The organism is Flavobacterium sp. WC2409, from assembly GCF_041200085.1.
Taxonomy (GTDB): Bacteria; Bacteroidota; Bacteroidia; order Flavobacteriales; family Flavobacteriaceae; genus Flavobacterium.
Map to the genome: position 1 here is coordinate 591,488 of NZ_CP165625.1, position 21,209 is coordinate 612,696.

Consider the following 21,209-nt stretch of genomic DNA (forward strand, 5'->3'; position numbering starts at 1 on the left):
AGATGAATTTTGCTATTTTTGTGCCACTTATATTCTGAAATAACTTCAGAATCCAGACAAATTCTATATTATGAACATACACGAATATCAAGGAAAAGAGATTTTAGCTAGCTACGGAGTTCGCATTCAACGCGGAATCGTTGCTAATAGTCCAGTAGAAGCTGTTGCTGCTGCTAAACAATTAACTACTGAAACGGGAACGAGTTGGTATGTTGTAAAAGCACAAGTTCATGCAGGTGGACGTGGAAAAGGTGGTGGAGTTAAGCTTGCTAAAAATTTACAACAAGTTGAAGAAATTTCAGAACAAATTATTGGAATGCAATTAGTAACACCTCAAACATCTGCTGAAGGTAAAAAAGTGCATAAAGTTTTAATCGCTGAAGATGTTTATTATCCTGGTGAATCTGAAACTTCTGAGTTTTATGTTTCTGTTTTGTTGAATAGAGCGACTGGTCGTAACATGATTATGTATTCTACTGAAGGTGGAATGGATATTGAAGAAGTTGCTGAGCATACTCCACATTTAATTTTTACTGAAGAAGTTGATCCTTCTGTTGGATTACAAGGTTTTCAAGCAAGAAGAATTGCTTTTAATTTAGGTCTTTCTGGAAATGCTTTCAAAGAAATGGTGAAATTCATTGACTCTTTATATAATGCATATATTGGTTCTGATGCTTCAATGTTTGAAATCAATCCAGTTTTGAAAACATCTGATAATAAAATAATGGCTGTTGATGCTAAAGTAAATATCGATGATAATGCTTTATACAGACAAAAGAAATATGCTGACATGCGTGATATCCGTGAGGAGAATCCAATCGAAGTAGAAGCTAAAGAAGTAGGATTAAATTATGTTGATCTTGATGGTACAGTAGGATGTATGGTTAACGGAGCTGGATTAGCAATGGCAACTATGGATTTAATTAAGTATGCTGGTTTTGAACCTGCAAACTTTCTTGACGTAGGTGGAACTGCTGATGCAAAACGTGTTGAAACTGCTTTCCGTATTATCTTAAAAGATCCAAACGTAAAAGCAATTTTGATTAATATTTTTGGAGGTATTGTTCGTTGTGACCGTGTGGCACAAGGAGTTGTTGATGCTTACAAAAACATGGGTGATGCAATTAAAGTACCAATCATTGTTCGTTTACAAGGTACTAATGCAGCTATTGCAAAAGAATTAATTGATAATTCAGGAATGCCAATTTTATCTGCTGTTGAATTTCAAGAAGCAGCTGATCAAGTTAAAGCAGCACTTTCTTAAATAGAAAAAAGAGTATATATCAAAAAATCCTAAGTGAAAGCTTAGGATTTTTTTGTTATAATTATAAAGAGTGATTTGTCTTTATTTATGATTTTTTGTTCTTTCCGAAATTGTATTTTACTTTTTCTACGACCTGTACTTTTGCATTTCCTTTTGGATATTGTTTTTTGGAAGGTTTTTTAGCTGCGCTAGTTTTTGATGGCGCTTCATCACCTCTAGACTTTTCTTCGTCTCTTGGTTTAGCCTTGAATTCCTTTCTTTCTTTAGTTGCGTCCTTAACAGGAATTTGCGCTTTGTGTTTTGCTAAAACATCATTTGGATTTTTTGGATTTTCTTTTGTTCCGCGTAAATGTATAACTAATCCGTTTAGAAAATTACGCAATACTTGATCGCCACATTCCATATAGTTTTCGTGTTTTTCGTCACGGAAAAATGCACCTAATTCTGATTTAGTAATTCTAAAATCTACCAATTCTAAAATTTCAACTATTTGGTCGTCACGTAGCATTAAGGCAACACGTAATTTTTTAAAGATATCGTTATTTGTCATCATATTCTATTTTTTTACAAAGGTACGTTTTAAAACGAATTGCGCATCAATTTTAATTTGAGAATTAGAATTGGTTTAAAACTTCAATTATTTTATCTAGATCTTCTTTTTTGTGGTTTGCAGTAATTACAATTCGATTCAAATCTTTAATTTCCGATGCATATTTGAAATTAGCAATTATTATTTTATTTTCTATTAAAATGGGATTAATTGCATCATTTTCGAGGTAAATTAAAGGGTAATCACCGTTAAAATTGAACGCTTCGTTTTTATTCAAGTTTTTTTTAAGGTACGATAAGTTGTCTTTTAGTTTTTGATGTTGTTTGATGTATATTTTTTCAGCATTAGCTATTGTTTGGACAAATGCTGGATTCATTCCTGCACTAGAAACAAAACTGTCGTTTTTCCTTATTTGTTGAATAAATTCAGCATCACTAGCAATTACGCCTCCTGTTAATCCAAAGGCTTTTCCTAAAGAGGATAACATAATTTTTCGCTTAACATTTGGATAGGCTATAGATGAAAAAATACCACAACCATTAGTTCCCAAAATACCAAGAGAATGGGATTCGTCTAGCACTAAAGTAATCTCTTTATTAGCGGGTATAAAATTTAGAAATGAAAGATCAATTGGTTCTGTATTAAAAGAAGGAACAGCATCAGTAAGAATTGTAATTCTTTCTTTTAAATTGTCTAATAGTCTTGGATTCATTTCGTTTTGAACGAAAAACGGAATACTGTTTGCACTTTTTATTGCAGTATGTATGTTGGGATAATGAAAAAATTGATCTGTTTGAGATTGCAATACATCAATAGTAATTTTACCTGCTAACATGCCCGAAGAAACAGTAATTGTTGCTTCGGCTTTGATAAATCTAGCTAGAAATTTTTCGCCTTTTTCGTATGCAGTTAATTTTACATTTGCACTTCTTGAGCTGCCATATGCAGTTCCCCATTGTAAAATATTACTGATAAGTATTTTTTGAAATTTTTTATTTGTTGGTAACCCCAAGTAGGCAGTTCCTCCAAAATATAAATAATTTTCATTTTCAACTTTAAGGATTCTATTAGGAAACGAATTAACTTTCATTTTTTATTGTTTTAAAATAACTCCGGTACCATTAAGTTTAGAATAACTAATTTCACCCTCTTTTATAGTAACACCATCTGCAATGTCTTCTGCCAGGAGTAAGGCACCATCCATGTCTACATAATCTAATTGTGGTAATAAATGAGCAATGGCTGAAATTCCTACTGATGATTCAGTCATGCAACCCACCATTGTTTTTAACCCTAATTTTTTTGCTTGCTCGATCATCCTTTTTCCAGGAGTTAACCCACCGCATTTTACAAGTTTAATATTCACCCCATGAAAATGATTGTAACATTTAGCAACATCTTCTTCTATAATGCAGCTTTCATCTGCAATTATTGGTAAAACCGAATATTTGAAAACTTCTTTATGTGCGTCCCAATTGTCTGCTTTCATAGGTTGTTCTAGAAATTCTACACCTAATTTTTTTAATTCAACTGCGTTGTTGATGGTTTCTTCAATTCCCCAACCACAATTTGCATCTATTCTAAAAATGGCATCTGTATGTTTTCTAAGTTCTTTTACTATGGCAATATCTTCGTGTGTTCCTAATTTTATTTTATAAATAGGCCATGGAAGTTCTTTCATTTTTGAGACCATTTTGTCTATTGATGCAATTCCAATTGTATAGTCGGTTAATGGATTGTTTTCAATTGTGTAGTTCCAATATTCATATAGTTTTTTTCCTTTTTTACGAGCGTATAAATCAGTATATGCCATATCTAAAGCGCATAAAGCGAACATATTTTCTTTTAAATAGGGGTGCATCATTTGCCAAAATTCTTCTGGTGTTTGATTTTCAGATTCTTCGATAATGGGACGAATTTTATTTAAATCGGCAATCATCATTGGAACTGTAATGTTATAATATGGATTTGACGTTGCTTCTCCGTAGCCAGAAAATCCTTCGCTTTCTAATTCAACAATTAAAGAGGGTTGTACATCAATGGATTCTCTTGATATTGTAAATGTATGTTTTAGTTTTAGGATGTATTCTTTTACTATTAATTTCATTTATTTTGGATTTAATACTTTAAAAGTAATGTAATTATATTAAAATTTCACACAAAAGCTTTAGTAACCAAGCCATAGTAATGCTTTTATAAAACCATCACGCCATAATTTTTCATTGTGTTGTCCCCCTTTAACTATTTTTTTTTCATTTAAATGGAGGCAATAACATCTATTTGTATTTAGTAAATATTCCATTCTGTTGAGATCAGAAACCATCTCTTCACTTTCATTATCACCACAAAGAAAGTAGATTTTGGAGTTTATTTTTTTTGAATTTTCGGTAAGACTATATATGTCTTTACTAAACCAAAATGAAGGGGAAAAAACACCCGCTTTTCCAAATACTTTTGGGTATTTTAAAACTGCATAATAGGAGGTAAGACCACCTAAAGAGCTTCCCATAATAATTGTATTTCTAAATTTCGTTTTGGTCCTATAAGTGCTGTCTACTTTTGGTTTCAAAGTTTCAACAATAAACTTTAGATAGGCATCCGCATTTCCTCCTCCATATTTTTCATTTTTATAGGGAGTCAATTCATCGATTCGTTTTTCATTACCATGTTCAATTCCAATAACAATTATTTGGGCATTAATACTATCTAATTTTTCGTCCACATTCCATTCTCCTGCATAAGATGTTTTGGAGTCAAATAGATTTTGAGCATCATGCATATATAAAACAGAAAATTTTTTATTAGTGTCGTAATAATCCTTTGGAAGATAGACCCATATTTTTTTTGTTGTATTTAATTGTGGTGCATTAATGGTAAAAGTAGACACTTGTTTTGTCGCTGTACTTTGTTGTGCAAATAAACCTATAGATGTTAAAAAAAATAGGAATAATAGATTAAATTGTTGAATCACTGTTTGGTCTTTGTTTTTCATTTTAAAAACGATATTTTAGCTAAAAAAAATTATATTAATGGATACTTACGAAGAAAAAAAGAGCTTACTTTTAGATATGATTACTTTTTCTACTGAGAATGGTGTTTTACCTAAAAAAGACTATGACTTTTTATTTGTTATTGCGAATGCTTTAGATTTAGAAAAAGGTGATTTTAATAATTTATTCCTTTTAGAATTACCTAAAATGGCTGCTAAAACAGGATTTAGACGTATGCAGCAGTTTTATCGTTTAGCATTTTTAATGCATAAAGGACGTATTTTAAATGCAAATGAGTCTAATACGATTCATCAAATTTCTATTAGCATGGGAATAAATCCGGATGCTACAAAACGAGTACTTAAAAAGATGGAAAAATCACCTAATACTGTTATCTCACCAGAAGCATTATTGAAAATTTATAAGGAATTTCATGATCAATGAAGTTGCTCTTGAAGCATTTTAATTTCATCACGTAATTTTGCTGCTTGCATAAAATCCAGTTCTTTAGCTGCTTTCTCCATAGATTTGCGTTTTTCTCGAATGCGTTTTTCTATTTGATCTTTTGATAAATATTCAGTTACTGTTTCTGCTGCGGTATTTAATGTATGTCCTAATTCATATTCTACCAGGGGATTTTTAGTAAAAGCACTATCGATTTTCTTGTTTAATGCTTGAGGTATTTGATTGTTTTCGGTATTAAAGTTTATTTGTTTCGTTCTGCGATAGTTTGTTTCGTCAATCGTTTTTTGCATGCTGGCAGTAATTTTATCCGCGTACATTATCGCTTTACCGTTTAGATTTCTGGCTGCTCTACCAATGGTTTGAGTCAATGATCGATGGCTTCTTAAGAAACCTTCTTTATCAGCATCTAAAATTGCAACGAGTGATACTTCGGGTAAATCTAAACCTTCACGTAGTAGGTTTACCCCAATTAATACATCAAAGATACCTTTTCGCAAATCTTGCATGATTTCAATTCGTTCTAAGGTATCAACATCCGAATGTATATAGCGACAACGAATATTAACCTTTGTTAAGTATTTGGCTAATTCTTCTGCCATTCTTTTGGTTAATGTTGTTACAAGAACGCGTTCGTCTAATTCGCATCTCACTTGAATTTCTTCAATTAAATCGTCAATTTGGTTTAAACTAGGTCGGATTTCTATAATAGGATCTAATAATCCAGTAGGTCGAATTACTTGTTCAACAACTACGCCATCCGTTTTTTGTAATTCATAGTCGGCAGGAGTTGCTGAAACATAGATTACTTGGTTTTGCATGGCTTCAAATTCCTCAAATTTTAAAGGTCTATTGTCCATTGCGGCAGGCAGTCTAAATCCATACTCGACTAAATTTTCTTTTCGAGAACGGTCACCTCCATACATGGCATGTACTTGTGATAAGGTCACGTGACTTTCGTCTACAACCATTAAAAAATCTTTTGGAAAATAATCTAATAAACAGAATGGTCTAGTTCCAGCTAGTCTACCATCGAGGTAGCGGGAGTAATTTTCTATTCCAGAGCAATATCCCAATTCTCTAATCATTTCTAAATCAAAATTGGTACGTTCTTCCAAGCGTTTTGCTTCAAGGTGTTTTCCTATTTCTTTAAAATAATCGACTTGTTTGACTAAGTCTTGTTGTATTTCCCAAATTGCACCTTGTAATACATCTGGTGAAGTCACAAACATATTTGCTGGGTAAATCGTTAGTTTTTCGAATTTTTCAATTACAGCAGCTGTTTTTATGTCAAAAGATTCAATTTCTTCAATTTCATCCCCAAAAAAATGTATGCGAAAAGCATCATCTGCATAACTTGGATATACTTCTACAGTATCTCCTTTTATCCTAAAATTTCCGGGAGTAAATTCAGCTTCAGTTCTGGAATATAAACTCTGCACTAAGCTGTGTAATAATTTGGTTCGTGAAATGGTTTGATCTCTTTCAATTTCAATTACATTTTTTTGAAATTCCACTGGATTTCCAATACCATATAAACAAGAAACGGATGCGACAACTAATATATCTCTTCTTCCAGAAAGCAGGGAAGAGGTAGTACTTAAACGCATTTTCTCTAGTTCTTCATTGATTGATAAATCTTTTTCAATAAAGACTCCAGTAACAGGCATAAAAGCTTCGGGTTGGTAATAATCATAATAAGAGACGAAATATTCTACAGCATTATTTGGGAAAAACTGCTTGAACTCTGAATATAATTGTGCGGCCAAAGTTTTATTGTGTGCTAAAACTAATGTGGGTCTTTGTACTTCCTGAATGACGTTAGCAACCGTAAAAGTTTTACCAGAACCGGTAACTCCTAATAATGTTTGGAATTTTTCACCATCAACAATTCCTTGAGTTAATTTTTCAATAGCTTGTGGCTGGTCGCCTTTGGGTAGGTAATCTGATACGACTTGAAAATTCATTGGTATTTTGGGGCAAAGTTTTTAGAGTTACAAAGTTACGAAGTTTATAACTATTCTGGACGGAAGTTAATTCTAAAAAAAAAACCATCATGCGAACATGATGGTTTTGATCAATAAAATAATTCTTATTAGAAACTTAAGCTTAATCTAGCAAAAACGAATCTTCCGTTTTGTCCAAATTGAGATACATTTCTTGAATAAGTAAATTGATTAGAACTTTTTAATGATTCTAAATTTTCGTCTGGATACACATCAAAAATATTGTTTGCACCTACTACAACTTTAACATTATCAGTAAATTTATATCCTACAGATAGATCAGTTATTACTCTTGCTCCCCAAACTGGATGTTCAACAGCAACAGTTTGACCATTTACTACAGCAGTGTCAATAGTTCCATCTCCATTTGCATCAGCAGTATTTGGATCTGTAACTTGACCGAAGTACACATTTCTCAAGAAGAAATCGAATTTTTTCACAGACAATGAGTTTGTTAAATTAGCTTTAACTCTTGGCACAGCTTCTTGAAGATATACTCTACTTGATTCAGAATAGTAACGGTTAATTTGCCCGTTATCTGTTAAAATTTGTGAAGCGTGAATATTACCAACTCTTTTTGTACTTGATAATGTTCCTGATAAATCAGTTTTTAATGTTAAACCATTTCCAACATTTGCTTTGTGGCTTATAACAACATCGATTCCTCTTGACTCAGTATCAATTGCATTTGCAAAGAAAGTTGCCGCAGTAGCATTTGCATTATCAAACAAAGTGTTTAATTGTGCTGCAGGAGTTCCAGCTGCAGGAGTTCCTCCAGGTCTAGAAAATTGATCTGTAAGTACTACTCTGTCATTAATTTTAACAATATAGGCATCAGCAGTCAAAGTAAGTTTAGCTTCAGGTATTTTTGCAGTAAAACCAACACTTGCACTTTGAGATTCTTCTTGTTTTAATTGTGGAATTCCTAATAATTTAGCAGCTTGCGAATCATTACTGAATGTTCCTACTTCAAATGGTACACCACCTACGAATTGTGTAGCTGTTGAATTAAAATAAATTTGGTGTAATGAAGGAGCTCTAAATCCAGTAGAAACAGCACCACGTAAGTTAATGTTATCTGTTAATTTATAACGAGTCGCTAATTTATAATTTGTAGTGTTACCAAAATCAGAATAATTTTCGAAACGAAGTGCTCCGTTTACTAACCATTTTTCTGTAACATCATATTCTAAATCAGTATATAAAGCTACACTGTTACGACCTTTATCAACTGTATTTGATGGTTTGAAACCAGGAAAAACTTGTGATCCACCAGGTCTTGCAGAACCATAAAAGTCAGTTACTTTTAATTCAGAAGCTGTAGTTCCTGTTACAATACCACCGTTGATGTCATATTGATTATAAGAATCTGGTACTCCAGCATTAATTTGAAAATTCTCATGTCTGTATTCAGCACCAAAAGCAACGTTTAATTTGTCAAATTTTCTAGACGTATCAAAGTTAGTTGTATTTTGAGAAAAAGCCAATCCACCAGCATCAAATTCAGTAGGAGAATTTTCTCTTAAAGTTGCATTTAATGTGTTTTCAATATTATAATCAAAAGAGTTTCTACCAAAAGTATTACTTAAATCAAAATTCCAAGTTTTGAAGATCATACCTCTAATTCCTGCAGCAGCCGAGATATCATTAATTGTAGAATGAATTTCAGGTAAAAAACCATTAGGAAACAAAGCAGTATAAGCTCTAGATTGATTTGGTCTTCTGTAAAAACCTTCTGCTTGACCTGTTCTATGACTAGTACCACCAAAAGCGTATACTTCAAGATTTTCATTGATTGGGTAAGCAGCATTCAAGAAAAACTGTGCACTTTCCAATGAAGATTGTCCTACTTTCATGTTGAAATCTTTTCTTTCCAGTTTTCTGTAAGCCAATTCACCATCTGTTGCATCAAAATTTAATACCGATTGTAATCCTGTTGCACCATATAATGAAGTTGCATTAGCAATAGAAGATTGTTGAGCTGTTGTAAAATATCCTACTTGAGGAGCATATGTTTTAATAGCAGAAACAATTCCAGCTTCATTAGCTGTTGGGGCAGCTTGAGTTCCAATATTTCCCCATAAAGTATTAATATTTGTTCCAGCTTCTGCAGCTCTTTGTTCAATTGCATTAAAAGCACTAAATAGAGTTCCAGTGGCATCTTTAGCTCTACTCGTTTGTCCTCTTAATTGAAAACTTCCTGTAGCATTTATGAAACTTTTTTCTTTACCAAGACTAGTACCGTAGTTCAAATCTATTTGTAGATTGTTTCCATCACTACCACCTCTATGGTCATTAGCACCTCTAGATACATTGCTTCCACCTAAAATATTGATGTCTAATTTGTTTGTAGCTTTCTTAACATTGATGTTAATTACACCAGCGATAGCATCAGAACCATATTGAGCAGATGCACCATCTCTTAAAACTTCAATACGATCAATTGCAAAAGCAGGAATAGCATTTAAATCGGTTCCTACTGATCCTCTACCTGGAGATCCATTGATGTTTACTAATGATGAAGTATGTCTTCTTTTTCCATTAACCAAAACTAAAACTTGGTCCGGTCCTAGACCTCTTAATTGAGCTGGGTCAATGTGATCCGTTCCATCCGCTACTGTAGTAGTATTAGAAGTAAACGATGGAGCAACCATGTTTAAAATCTGATTTAAGTTGGCTTGTGGTCCTTGAGAAGATATATCTTTCATACTAATAACATCAATTGGAACAGCAGATTCAGTCACTGTTCTTGCACTGCTACGAGAACCTAATACAACAACATCTTGCAATGTTTCACCATTTCCTACTAATGTAACATTAACGGTTGTACCTGTTACTGTAATTTCTACAGTTTTTAAACCTACATAAGAGAATTGTAAAACAGCACCAATTTCAGCTGTTATACTGTAATTTCCATCTATATCAGTTGTAGTTCCTTTTTTTGTTCCTTTTACAAGGACTGTAACACCAGGTAATGCTTCTCCACTTTCGTCTACTACATGTCCCTTAATGATTTCAGCTACAGCATCAAATGTAGAAAATATCCCTGCATTAAAACCCACTTTAGCACCTTCCTTTTGTAAAACAATTTGGTTGCTTACTTCAGAATAATTAATTTTTAATGGTTTTAAAATGCGATTAAGTACACTTGATAATGCTTCGTTTTCAGCATATACATTTACTTTTTGGTTTAATTGTGACATTCTCGAATTGTACGAAAATTTCACATTTGACAATTTTTCAATTTTTGTTAAAACAACATCTAAGTTCAAATCAGTTACAGAGATTGAAATCTTTGTATCTAGTTTTTTTTGACCTCTGATTGTATTTGCAAATGTCACACTGGAGAAGACAAATGCTAAGACTAATTGTAATAAGGTTATTTTCATAATTCGAATAAATAGTCGTTGGTTGAGGACGTTTTTTTTCATAGTTTTGGTCTGTTTTTATTAATACTCGTTAGTTGGGTTATTTTTAGAACATAACAATTAGTCTTTACAGAGAGCTAATTGTTTTAATTCAAGGCGTCGAGAATGTTACAGTATTTTCGGCGTTTTTTTTTAGTCTATTTATTCATAGGCAATATTATGTTAGTTGCATCCATTTGATATAATAATAATTTGGTTTCCATTCATTTCGTAGCTAGTATTGTTTCCAAGACTTTTGCAAATAATTTTAAGTTTTTCAGGTAAAGGCTGGTCACTTAATGATGTAGTAAGATAACAGTCTTTTAACTTGGCTTTTGGAAAATCAATATTCACTAAATAAGCTTGTTCTATCGTTTTTAAAATTTGAGCAACAGGAATATCTGAGAATTCAAATCCTAATTGCTCAATATTACTTGTTGAATTAATTAATACTTTATCCTGTGTAATGTCAGTTATTTTATTAAAAGTGGCGCTTTTTCGAATAAATCGTAGGGCTTGATTGGGTAATAAAACAATCAAATTGTCTTTTTTATTTGTGATTTGTTGATTTGACAAAACTTTTACTTTTCCTGTTCTAACAACAACTTCAACATTAGGTTGGTCTGCGTATGCTTTTATTTTAAAACTAGTTCCTACAACTTTAGTAACAATTTCATTAGCATATACAAAAAAAGGTTTTTTCGGATTTTTGCTAATTTCAAAAAAACCTTCACCAGAAAGATACACTTTTCTCTCATTTCCCACAAATATTTTGGGATAACTTAGTTTACTTTTAGGTTGTAATAATACAGAACTGCCATCTGATAATGTAATGGTTTGCGGTTTGTTTGAGTTATTAGTTTGCTCCACTAAACCTTCATTATTATCATCTATAAGCTTATTGTAGACTAATGAGTTGTTGTTGTCTGAATTTGTATAGTTGTATAAAAAACCAGTTAATAAACTTATTAGTACTACTGCTGCAACGCGATTTAACCATTTTTGCCCCCAAAGTTTAATTATAGGCTTGTTAATTTTATTTTGATTTTTTTCTTTTATTTCAATTTTATTCCAAGTTGCTTCTAATGCATTCTGGATTTGATCTGAAGATAGATTAGAACTAGGAACTTTCATAGCTAAAAGCCATAACCGTGCTTCTTCAACTAGTTTAGCCCGACTTGAGTTTTCTAATGTCCATTCTTCCCAATAGTATTGGTCGTCATTGGAGCACACCCATAATTGGAATGAATTGTCAGCTAAAAAGTGCTTTATATCTGTATATTTGTTGCGATCTTGCATTAAAAAAATAGTATTACAATTATATAGAGGACCCTTTTCTAAAAGGATACTCACTAAAAGCGATTTTTTTTTAATTTTATTTTTTTACTTGAAAAAAAATGAAAATAGAAGTGTAATTAGGGGAACGTTTGTTCTCCATTCTCTTCGAATGCTTAATAAAGCGCGATGTAAAAGGTTGTTGGCTGACTGATAATTGATGTCAAGTGTATCTGCAATTTGGTCTACAGATAATTCTTGAGTGTAACGCAAATATAAAGCCTCTTTTTGTCGAGAAGGTAAATCGTTAATTAATTGATTAAGATGTGAAACTTTTATGGTAGTAGTTTCATCAGCTATTAAATTATGTTCTATTGAAAAATCAAATAAAAACGGAAGTGTTTCTATAGGGCTACTAAGTGAAAAAATGCGATCTCGAACATGCAATCTCCTAATTCGCTTGCGAACGCAAGATAATAAGTACGCTTTTACGACAACATTATCAGATAATTTTTCTCTATAAATCCAAATATCAGTAAATACATCTTGAATACAGTCTTGTACTTTTTCAGGAAAGGGAATAAACGAATTTCCATAACGTACTAAATGCGGGTAATGCTTTTTAAAGAGTATTGAAAAAGCATTTTCGTCGCCTTCTTTTAGACTTTTCCAAATTTTGGAGTCATCTAGAGTTTCGGTATGTAGTTTTAACTTTTCCACAATTTGATCAAGATTAATTCATTTCTAAATAATAAATTAAAACAAACATTTTGGTGTTTGATACCAATAGATTCAAATAAAAAAGCAACAATAAATGGGGCGGATATTGTTCAATTTATAGTTAGTTTGTTTTTTTATTACAGCTCTCTAGGGAACGTAATTAGTAATTTTGGTAATTATTTTTTTTGATTACTTTTTCAAACTTACATAAAATTAAGTTAAAACATGTTTTTATTATTAAAAAATAGGGAGAAATACAACAATCGATAATTAGTTGCGTGTTTTTTTTGGTAAAATAATTTTTTCACACTTTCATTATTAAATTAATAATGAAGGCTTTTTTTAACTTCATTTTAGATTTATTATTGAAGTATTATTAATGCTATAAGTTATAATTCAGTTCTTTTGATCTTCAAAAAGTGAGTTTGTAATAACTTACATTCTTATGATTTTAGAACTTCCATTCTTTTTGCTGTTTTTCACTTAAAAATGTCCAAGCAACAATACGGCTAATTTTTTGGCCTTGAGCCATGTCAATTGTCTTTATTTCAACAACGTTTGCTTTATTCAGTGTTTTGTAAATACTAGTAAGATGAGATTGTTTTGATACTAATGTAGTAAACCAAAGGCATTGCATAGGGTATTTAGCACTTTCATAAATCATTTGAGTGATAAAACCAAGTTCTCCACCTTCACACCACAATTCGGCATTTTGTCCACCAAAATTCAAAACCGCTTTTGTGGTTTTTCTGGTATTTTCTAGATTATTTACTTTTCTTAAAGCACTTTTTGAAGCTTCTTCTGGAGAAGAATGAAATGGAGGGTTGCAAATAGTAAATGCAAACTTGTCTTCGGGTGTAATGATGTTTTTAAATATAAAACGAGATTCATTCTGTTGCTGTAGACTTATAGAATCTATCATCTTTGGGTTTCCTTCAATTATTTTCCTACAATTTTCAATTGCTTTCTCGTCAATGTCGGTACCTACAAAACTCCAACCGTAAACTGAATTTCCTATTATTGGATAGATACAATTAGCTCCAATTCCAACATCTAAACCTTCAACTGTATTGCCTTGGGGGATAACACCGTTATTGCTTGAAGCTAATAAATCAGCGATATAGTGTATGTAATCCGCTCTACCGGGAATGGGTGGGCAAAGATAATTTTTCGGAATATCCCAGTATTTTATATTGTAGTATGTAATTAATAAGGCTTTGTTTAAAGTCTTAACAGCTTCAGGTTCGCTAAAATCTATTGTTTCAATACCGTGTTCATTGATAGAAACATGTTGTTGTAATTCAGGAAGTCTTTCTGTTAAAAGGCTAAAATCGTATCGGAATCGGTGTGGATTTCTTGGATGTAAATTTGTTTTCTCAGTAATCGTCTTAGACATGATTTTATTATTTCAGGACAAAGATAAAATTTATTTTTTCATCAAAGTCGACAGCAAGTTATATAAAAAAGAATAGGTATAATGTTTTATTGCAGATTAGTTTTTTATTTAAAAATCAATCGGAACATTCCATCATCAATAAATCACCTTCAGCATGCTCAATTATTACAATTCCATCTTTAGTAACATGATTACTGCTTCCAGTTCTATAGCCAATAGTTAAGCTGTCATTTTGCAATGGATAAAATAAATTTTCTGAATGAATTCCTGTCACATGTCCTATCGGGATTAATGAAATCACAGTATTTGCTGTGTACCATTTTTCAAATTTTTTTGGTAAAAGAAATACTTTTGAGTGGTCGTCTAAAATTACAATTTTTAATTTTTCTCTATAACGAACTATGTTTGTCAAATTGGTTATAGTATGATCGGTGCGTCTTCCTGTTGCCCAGACTACATTTACAGCGGGTATTTTTCTTTCATAGAGGTAGTCAAAAGCTTTTTCTAAATCGGTTTTGTTTTGATCAGGAGTATGTACTATCTCAATTGGATATTGTTTTTCTTTATAGTAATTAGCATCAAAATCGCGATCAAAATCACCGAGTAATACATCCACTTTTATATCTAATTCCATTACTCTTTCTATGGCAGAGTCTAATACAATTACTAATGGAGACCATTCTAATAATTGACCTAATAATTCAGGATTGCATGACGCACCGTTTGCTATTATTAATGCTGGTTCTTGGTCATCGCGGACGATATGATGTGAGGACATTTTCTTGAGTAAAGATTAGGAAGTGGTCATTGTTAATTTAAAAAACAGGGTAAAGATAGAAAATAGTTTTTAATTCTATAATGTGCCTTTTTAAGACAATTATATTGGTTTTAAGTATATAATTTTTTTATTGTATTGTATACGTTTTGGTATCCACTTCACTTAATGAAAAATAACCAAGAGGGTAGTCTTCTTTATTTGTTGTATTGATTATGTTTCCTCTTACAGTTGCGGGGGGAGATTGGAAAGGCCCGCCACCATTGCCTCCTGCGATGCTAACTAGTACATTCATGTAGTTGTAATATTGTTTAGAGATGCCATAATGAGTGACTATGACTTCATCGCCTACTTTTAAATTATCAGATTGTGAAATACTAAAAAAAGGATTTCCTTGAAAAAAAGTATCTTCATCAGTATAAAAATTTTGAGTTACTTGATTGGAATAACTGTATTTGTATAAATAATAATTTGTCTCATTGGCAGGGTCTGTATAATATGTCTTTATTTCTATATTGTTTCCTGTAAAGCCGCCTTCATTATTTTGAATAATTTCGCTTATGGGTGCAATAGATTTCATGGTTTCGGTTGCATGGTAGGTTTGACCGCCGTTTAGGATTGTTAGCGTGTACGTTTCGTCTATTTTTGGTATAAAATTAGTGCAAATATATTCTCCTGTTTGTTGTGCTTCTGTAAAAATAAAAGTAGCATTTGTCGCATTTGTTATATAAACTGTGGCTCCAGAAACTACAGGTATCAAATTGTCATAATAATTTGTAGTTGTTGTTAACTTTATGCTTTGTCTATTTCCTATGGTGTTTTTGTACCAATTAATAGATGCTTCTATAACAAGTTTTGGTGAATCCGTTTTTAAATTAACTTGAACCACTTCCTCGCAACTGCATAATAAAAGAGTAGTTAGCACTGCTATTAAGAAATTTATATGTTTCATTAGATTAAAATTTAAAGTTATAACTTACTGCTGGAACAATTCCGAAAATAGATGTTTTTACAGCTTCATTGTTACCTGTTTCATTGTTTTGTCGAAAGTTGATTGAAGCAGCATTTTTGCGATTATAAATATTGTAAATACTAAAAACCCATTCTCCTTTCCAGTTGCGATTGTTGTTTTTGACAGGAGTTAATGTAGCTGAAACATCTAAATGATGATAAGTAGGTAATCGATTTTCATTTCGTAATCCATAACTAGGAACGGTAATTCCTAAGTATTGGTATTGGCCTTTTGGGTAGCTAGCTGGTTGACCAGTTTGCAAGGCAAAATTGGCTCCAAAAGACCATTTTTGATTTAACGTATAGGTACTCGTAATAGCAAGATTGTGTGTTTTGTCATAAACGGAATTGTACCATTTGCCATTATTTATTCCTAATTCTCCTTCTGATCTTCCTGGAGTTTGTTGTTCTGATTTGGATAGGGTGTAGGAAATCCACCCATTCAATTTGCCTTCGTTTTTTCGAATCATTATCTCTAATCCATAGGATCTCAATTGTCCATTTAGAATAATTTGTTCGATGGACTTATTTGCAATCAAATCAGCTCCGTCAATATAGTCTAATCTGTTTTGTACTTCCTTATAATACGTTTCCAATTCTAGAGAATACTGCCCATCCTTGAAATTTTTAAAATATCCTAAAGCAACTTGATCAGCAATTTGTGGTTTGATAAAGTTGTCACTTGGCGTCCAGACGTCCAGTGGAGTAGGTGAGGATGTATTAGAAATCAATTGTAAATACTGCACCATTCTATTATAACTAGCTTTGATGGACTGTTCGTCATTAATTTTATAGGCTAACGAAAAACGAGGTTCTAAATTATTATAGCTTTTAATTGTTTTATTTTTATCGTAGAATTGGGTGCTTATTGGAGTCGCTTTTTCATAGATCTGTAAATCTGTATTGAAGACAACAGGATTATTATTGGCATAAATATTTACGGTTGATTTTCCTAATCTATAAAACTGACTGTATCGTAAACCATAAGATAAAGATATTTTTTTAGAAATATTCTGGTCGGCGCTAATGTATAGAGAAGGTTCGAAGGCGTATTTTTTGTCTAGTTGATCAAAATTTATTCCTGAATTAGAATCCGATGGAGTTATAGTACCTGGATTGAACTCGTAATAGATGGCATTCATCCCGTAATTCAATTTGAAATTATCAGAAATGTAATTCTTGAAATCATATTTGATATTGTAATTCTTAATGCCAGAATCCCATTTGAATCCTACAAAATCAAGATCTAACCCATAGTAATAATCACTGTATATAAGAGATAAATTCGAAAATAATTTATCTGTAAATAAATGATTCCACCTTAAATTTAAAATAGAGTTTCCATACGTATTGCTGAAACTTTTACTTAATGAAAATACGTCTCTTCCAAAATATCCAGATAAATATAAATTGTTATTAGGGTTTAATTTATAACTTAATTTGGTGTTCAGGTCATAGAAGTAGGCGGTGTTTTTCTTTTGCTTTTCGGATAATTTCAAAAATAGATGGGCATAGGAACTTCGGCCTCCAATAAGGAATGAACCTTTGTTTTTCACCAATGGTCCTTCGGCCAAAATGCGGCTTGAGATTAATCCTATTCCGCCATTCATATGAAACCCTTTGCTGCTACCATCTTTTTGATAAATATCTAAAACCGATGAGGCTCTTCCTCCAAAACGGGCTGGAATTCCTCCTTTGTATAATTTTAAATCTTTAATGGCATCTGGATTAAATACAGAAAAGAAGCCAAAGACATGTGAGGAATTAAAGATGGTTGCTTCATCTAGTAAAATTAAATTTTGGTCGGCTCCACCACCTCGTACATTGAAGCCAGATGCTCCTTCACCAGCATTTGTAACTCCAGGAAGTAATAATAGTGATTTAAGGACATCAACTTCACCCAGCACAACAGGCATTTTTTTAATCGTGGAAATGGAGAGTTTATTTACACTCATCTCGGGAGATTTTATATTGATTTCCCCTTTATTATTAGTGATAATTACTTCTTTCAATTCTTCACCGCTTTCGGTCAAGCTACTGTTTATTTTTTTATTTTCAGAAAGTGTTATGTTTTGTGAAAATGTATTAAAACCGATATGACTTATTAAAATGGTGTAGTTGCCTTTTGGAAGCGTAATGGAATAGAAACCGTACTCATTAGTAAAGGCTGTTGATTTTGTTTCGGGAATATACACATTAACACCAATAAGAGTTTCGTTGTTTTTTATATCTGTAATTATTCCACTAAGTGTAAATTTATCTTGAGAAAAGGAAGAAATAGTAATTAATAGAAAAATAAAAAGGAAGCTGTATTTTTTCGAAATCATTTCTTAGTTTTTGAATTACAAATTTGGTTAAAAGATAAGTAAATTGTAGCTAAACAAAGATTAAAATTTTATTAATAAAAAAAGGCAACTATTTCCAGTTGCCTTTTTTAGGTATAATTTACGGTAAAATAGATTTACGCGATTTTTGCTAATATTGCATTAAATGTTGCGCTAGGACGCATTGCTTTGCTTGTTAATTCTGGATTTGGTTGGTAATAGCCACCAATTTCTTGTGGTTTTCCTTGTGCTCCAATTAATTCAGTATTTATCTTAGCTTCGTTTTCTTCAAATTCTTTTGCGATTGGCGCAAAAATAGCACGCAATTCAGCATCTTTACCTTGGTTAGCAAGTGCTTCAGCCCAATACATTGCTAAATAAAAATGAGAACCACGATTATCAATTTGGCCTATTTTTCTTGAAGGAGATTTATCATTTTTCAGGAAAGCATCATTGGCTTCATCTAAAGTTTCTGATAAAATAATTGCTTTTGAGTTGTTTAGGGATTGTCCTAAATGTTCTAAAGAAGCTCCTAATGCTAAAAACTCACCTAATGAGTCCCAACGTAAGTATCCTTCTTTAGTGAATTGTTCTACGTGTTTTGGAGCTGATCCACCTGCACCAGTTTCAAACAATCCACCACCATTCATTAATGGAACGATAGATAACATTTTTGCTGAGGTTCCTACTTCTAAAATAGGGAATAAGTCAGTTAAGTAATCACGTAATACATTTCCTGTTACAGAGATTGTGTCTAATCCGTCTTTGATTCTTACTAATGTGAAATTAGTTGCTTCAATTGGGTTTAAAATACGAATATCAAGTCCAGTTGTGTCGTAATCTTTTAAGTATGTTTTTACTTTTTCAATTAATTGTCTGTCATGCGCTCTGTTTTCATCTAACCAGAAAACAGCAGGAGTGTTTGATAAACGTGCTCTATTTACAGCTAGTTTTACCCAGTCTTGTATTGGAGCATCTTTGGCTTGACACATTCTAAAAATGTCTTTAGCTTCAACTGCCTGTTCCATTAATACAGTTCCTTTTGTGTCAACAACACGTACAACACCATTTCCAGTCATTTGGAACGTTTTGTCATGAGAACCATATTCTTCTGCTTTTTGTGCCATCAAACCTACGTTTGGTACACTTCCCATTGTTGTAGGGTCAAAAGCACCATTCTTTTTACAGAAATCGATTGTTGCAGTATAGATACCTGAGTAACATCTATCAGGAATGATAGCTAAAGTATCTTGTTGTTTTCCATCTTTATTGAACATTTGTCCTGAAGTACGAATCATTGCTGGCATAGATGCATCAACAATAACGTCAGAAGGCACGTGAAGATTTGTAATTCCTTTGTCCGAATTAACCATCGCTAATGCAGGACCGTTTTCGATTGCTTTATTTATGGCAGCTTCTACTTCAGCTTGCTCTGGGCGTCCAGCGATTTTTGCATAAACATCACCTAAACCATTTCTAGTGTCAACGTTTAATTCATCAAATAATTTAGCATATTTTTCGAAAACAGCTGCGAAGTATACTTCTACAATTGCACCAAAAATAATAGGATCAGAAACTTTCATCATAGTTGCTTTCAAGTGAACTGAAAGTAATATGTTGTTTTTCTTAGCTTCGGCAATTGCTTTGGTAACAAATGCTTTTAAAGCTTTTAAATGCATTACAGAGCTGTCTATGATTTCACCCACTTTTAGAGGAGTACTTTCTTTAAGAACAGTTGTTTTTCCATCTTCGGAAACAAATTCAATTTTAACATCCGTGGCTTCTTTTAGTGTAATTGATTTTTCACTTCCGTAAAAATCACCAGTTTCCATTGAGGCTACTTCTGTTTTAGAATCTGCTGACCATGCTCCCATTGAATGTGGGTTTACTTTTGCGTAATTCTTAACTGCTTTTGGTGCTCTACGGTCTGAATTTCCTTCACGTAAAACAGGATTTACTGCAGAACCTAATATTTTAGAATACTTTTTCTTGATTTCATTTTCCTCTTTATTTTGAGGTTCTTCAGGAAAATTTGGAATTTTATACCCATGAGCTTGAAGTTCAGCAATTGCTTCTTTTAATTGAGGAACAGATGCAGAAATATTTGGTAATTTGATAATGTTTGCTTCTGGATCATTAGCTAGTTTTCCAAGTTCAGCTAAAGCATCTTTTACTTTTTGATCTTCATTTAAAAATTCTGGAAAGTTTGCTAGTATTCTTGCTGCTAACGAAATGTCTTCCGTTTCAATTTCAATTCCTGCAGTTGCAGTAAATGCTTTAACAATTGGTAAAAAAGAATAAGTTGCCAATAAAGGCGCCTCATCTGTCAAAGTGTAAACAATTTTTGATTTTTCAGTCATTATTTTTATTTTTATAATCGTATCCTTAAATATGCTAGGATGTGGAATGTATGTTTTGCTTAAAATTAAGCGAAGCAAATATATGAAAATCAGAGTATAATTGGATAGGATTTTGTATAGAAAAATACGAATTATAGTATAACTAACGAGTTAACCTCAAATTGTGATTTTTATTTTTAGTTTATACTCTGAATAATGCAAAAAAAAGCCCCGACAATGTCGAGGCTTTTATGATAAAGAGACAGTTGACTATCTTCTTTTGTCTTTAATTTTTGCTTTTTTACCAGTAAGTTCTCTGAAGTAGAAAATTCTAGCTCTACGAACTGCACCTTTTTTGTTGATTTCAACTTTTTGTAAAGCTGGCAAGTTTACAGGGAAGATACGCTCAACTCCTACTGCACCTGACATTTTACGAATAGTAAAAGTTTCTGTGTTACCAGAACCTCTTCTTTGGATAACAACTCCTTTAAAAAACTGTGTTCTAGTTTTTTCACCCTCTTTAATTTCGTAGTAAACTGTGATTGTGTCTCCAGCTCCGAATACAGGGAAATCTTTTCTTGCAACTAATTCGTCTTGAACGAATTTCATTAAATCTGCCATGATAATTTTAATTATGGTTTTTTATCAAATCAACATTCACGGATCTCGCCAGAGGTTAATCTAAAGTGG

At 32.2% G+C, this 21,209-nt stretch carries 16 protein-coding genes; 2 read left to right on the top strand and 14 right to left on the bottom strand.

The window, feature by feature from the left end:
- Nucleotides 1–70 precede the first annotated feature (70 nt).
- A complete protein-coding gene (sucC, locus tag AB3G34_RS02675) occupies nt 71–1,264 on the top strand; it encodes an ADP-forming succinate--CoA ligase subunit beta (RefSeq protein ID WP_367768227.1) in 1,194 nt (397 codons plus the stop codon).
- An 85-nt stretch (nt 1,265–1,349) separates the two neighbouring features.
- Here the strand turns inward: sucC and AB3G34_RS02680 are convergent, their stop codons facing one another.
- From AB3G34_RS02680 to AB3G34_RS02695, 4 genes are all read right to left on the bottom strand, one after another.
- The gene (locus AB3G34_RS02680) at nt 1,350–1,814 is read right to left on the bottom strand and encodes a DUF1456 family protein (protein WP_369754074.1); all 465 of its coding nucleotides are present in this window, start codon (nt 1,812–1,814) and stop codon (nt 1,350–1,352) included.
- Between the two features lie 64 nt (nt 1,815–1,878).
- Entirely contained in the window at nt 1,879–2,904 is a 1,026-nt protein-coding gene (locus tag AB3G34_RS02685; protein WP_369753367.1) for an aminotransferase class I/II-fold pyridoxal phosphate-dependent enzyme, read from the bottom strand.
- A 3-nt stretch (nt 2,905–2,907) separates the two neighbouring features.
- Entirely contained in the window at nt 2,908–3,921 is a 1,014-nt protein-coding gene (locus AB3G34_RS02690) for a dipeptide epimerase (RefSeq protein WP_369753368.1), read from the bottom strand.
- Nucleotides 3,922–3,981: 60 nt separating this feature from the next.
- Complete coding sequence (locus AB3G34_RS02695) at nt 3,982–4,806, bottom strand: alpha/beta hydrolase (protein ID WP_369753369.1); 825 nt, start codon at nt 4,804–4,806, stop codon at nt 3,982–3,984.
- Nucleotides 4,807–4,843: 37 nt separating this feature from the next.
- On the opposite strand from AB3G34_RS02695, the gene AB3G34_RS02700 reads away from it, so the two are divergent.
- Entirely contained in the window at nt 4,844–5,248 is a 405-nt protein-coding gene (locus tag AB3G34_RS02700; RefSeq protein ID WP_367751796.1) for an excinuclease ABC subunit B, read from the top strand.
- Here AB3G34_RS02700 and uvrB read toward each other — a convergent pair.
- The 10 genes from uvrB to rplS all read right to left on the bottom strand — a co-directional run bounded on the left by uvrB (nt 5,242) and on the right by rplS (nt 21,140).
- Nucleotides 5,242–7,233 carry an excinuclease ABC subunit UvrB gene (gene uvrB / locus AB3G34_RS02705; RefSeq protein WP_369753370.1) on the bottom strand — a complete coding sequence of 664 codons (1,992 nt, stop codon included), beginning with the start codon at nt 7,231–7,233 and terminating at the stop codon, nt 5,242–5,244. The two genes, AB3G34_RS02700 and uvrB, sit on opposite strands and share 7 nt — an antisense overlap.
- 128 nt (nt 7,234–7,361) lie before the next feature.
- On the bottom strand, nt 7,362–10,703 hold the full coding sequence (locus AB3G34_RS02710; protein ID WP_367768238.1) for a TonB-dependent receptor domain-containing protein: 3,342 nt from the start codon (nt 10,701–10,703) through the stop codon (nt 7,362–7,364).
- Between the two features lie 159 nt (nt 10,704–10,862).
- Complete coding sequence (locus AB3G34_RS02715) at nt 10,863–11,978, bottom strand: FecR family protein (RefSeq protein ID WP_367768240.1); 1,116 nt, start codon at nt 11,976–11,978, stop codon at nt 10,863–10,865.
- 84 nt (nt 11,979–12,062) lie between these two features.
- Entirely contained in the window at nt 12,063–12,674 is a 612-nt protein-coding gene (locus tag AB3G34_RS02720; protein WP_369753372.1) for an RNA polymerase sigma factor, read from the bottom strand.
- Nucleotides 12,675–13,125: 451 nt separating this feature from the next.
- Nucleotides 13,126–14,070: a 23S rRNA (adenine(1618)-N(6))-methyltransferase RlmF gene (gene rlmF, locus AB3G34_RS02725; protein WP_367768244.1), complete on the bottom strand. Its 945-nt coding sequence runs from the start codon at nt 14,068–14,070 to the stop codon at nt 13,126–13,128.
- Between the two features lie 115 nt (nt 14,071–14,185).
- The gene (locus AB3G34_RS02730) at nt 14,186–14,848 is read right to left on the bottom strand and encodes a thiamine diphosphokinase (protein ID WP_367768247.1); all 663 of its coding nucleotides are present in this window, start codon (nt 14,846–14,848) and stop codon (nt 14,186–14,188) included.
- A gap of 127 nt (nt 14,849–14,975) precedes the next feature.
- Nucleotides 14,976–15,797: a DUF4249 domain-containing protein gene (locus tag AB3G34_RS02735; RefSeq protein ID WP_369753374.1), complete on the bottom strand. Its 822-nt coding sequence runs from the start codon at nt 15,795–15,797 to the stop codon at nt 14,976–14,978.
- A gap of 4 nt (nt 15,798–15,801) precedes the next feature.
- Complete coding sequence (locus AB3G34_RS02740) at nt 15,802–18,183, bottom strand: carboxypeptidase-like regulatory domain-containing protein (RefSeq protein ID WP_369753375.1); 2,382 nt, start codon at nt 18,181–18,183, stop codon at nt 15,802–15,804.
- A gap of 134 nt (nt 18,184–18,317) precedes the next feature.
- Nucleotides 18,318–20,540, bottom strand: a complete 2,223-nt coding sequence (locus AB3G34_RS02745) for an NADP-dependent isocitrate dehydrogenase (RefSeq protein WP_367768256.1) — start codon at nt 20,538–20,540, stop codon at nt 18,318–18,320.
- Nucleotides 20,541–20,789: 249 nt separating this feature from the next.
- Nucleotides 20,790–21,140, bottom strand: a complete 351-nt coding sequence (gene rplS, locus AB3G34_RS02750) for a 50S ribosomal protein L19 (protein ID WP_367751816.1) — start codon at nt 21,138–21,140, stop codon at nt 20,790–20,792.
- Nucleotides 21,141–21,209: the final 69 nt, after the last annotated feature.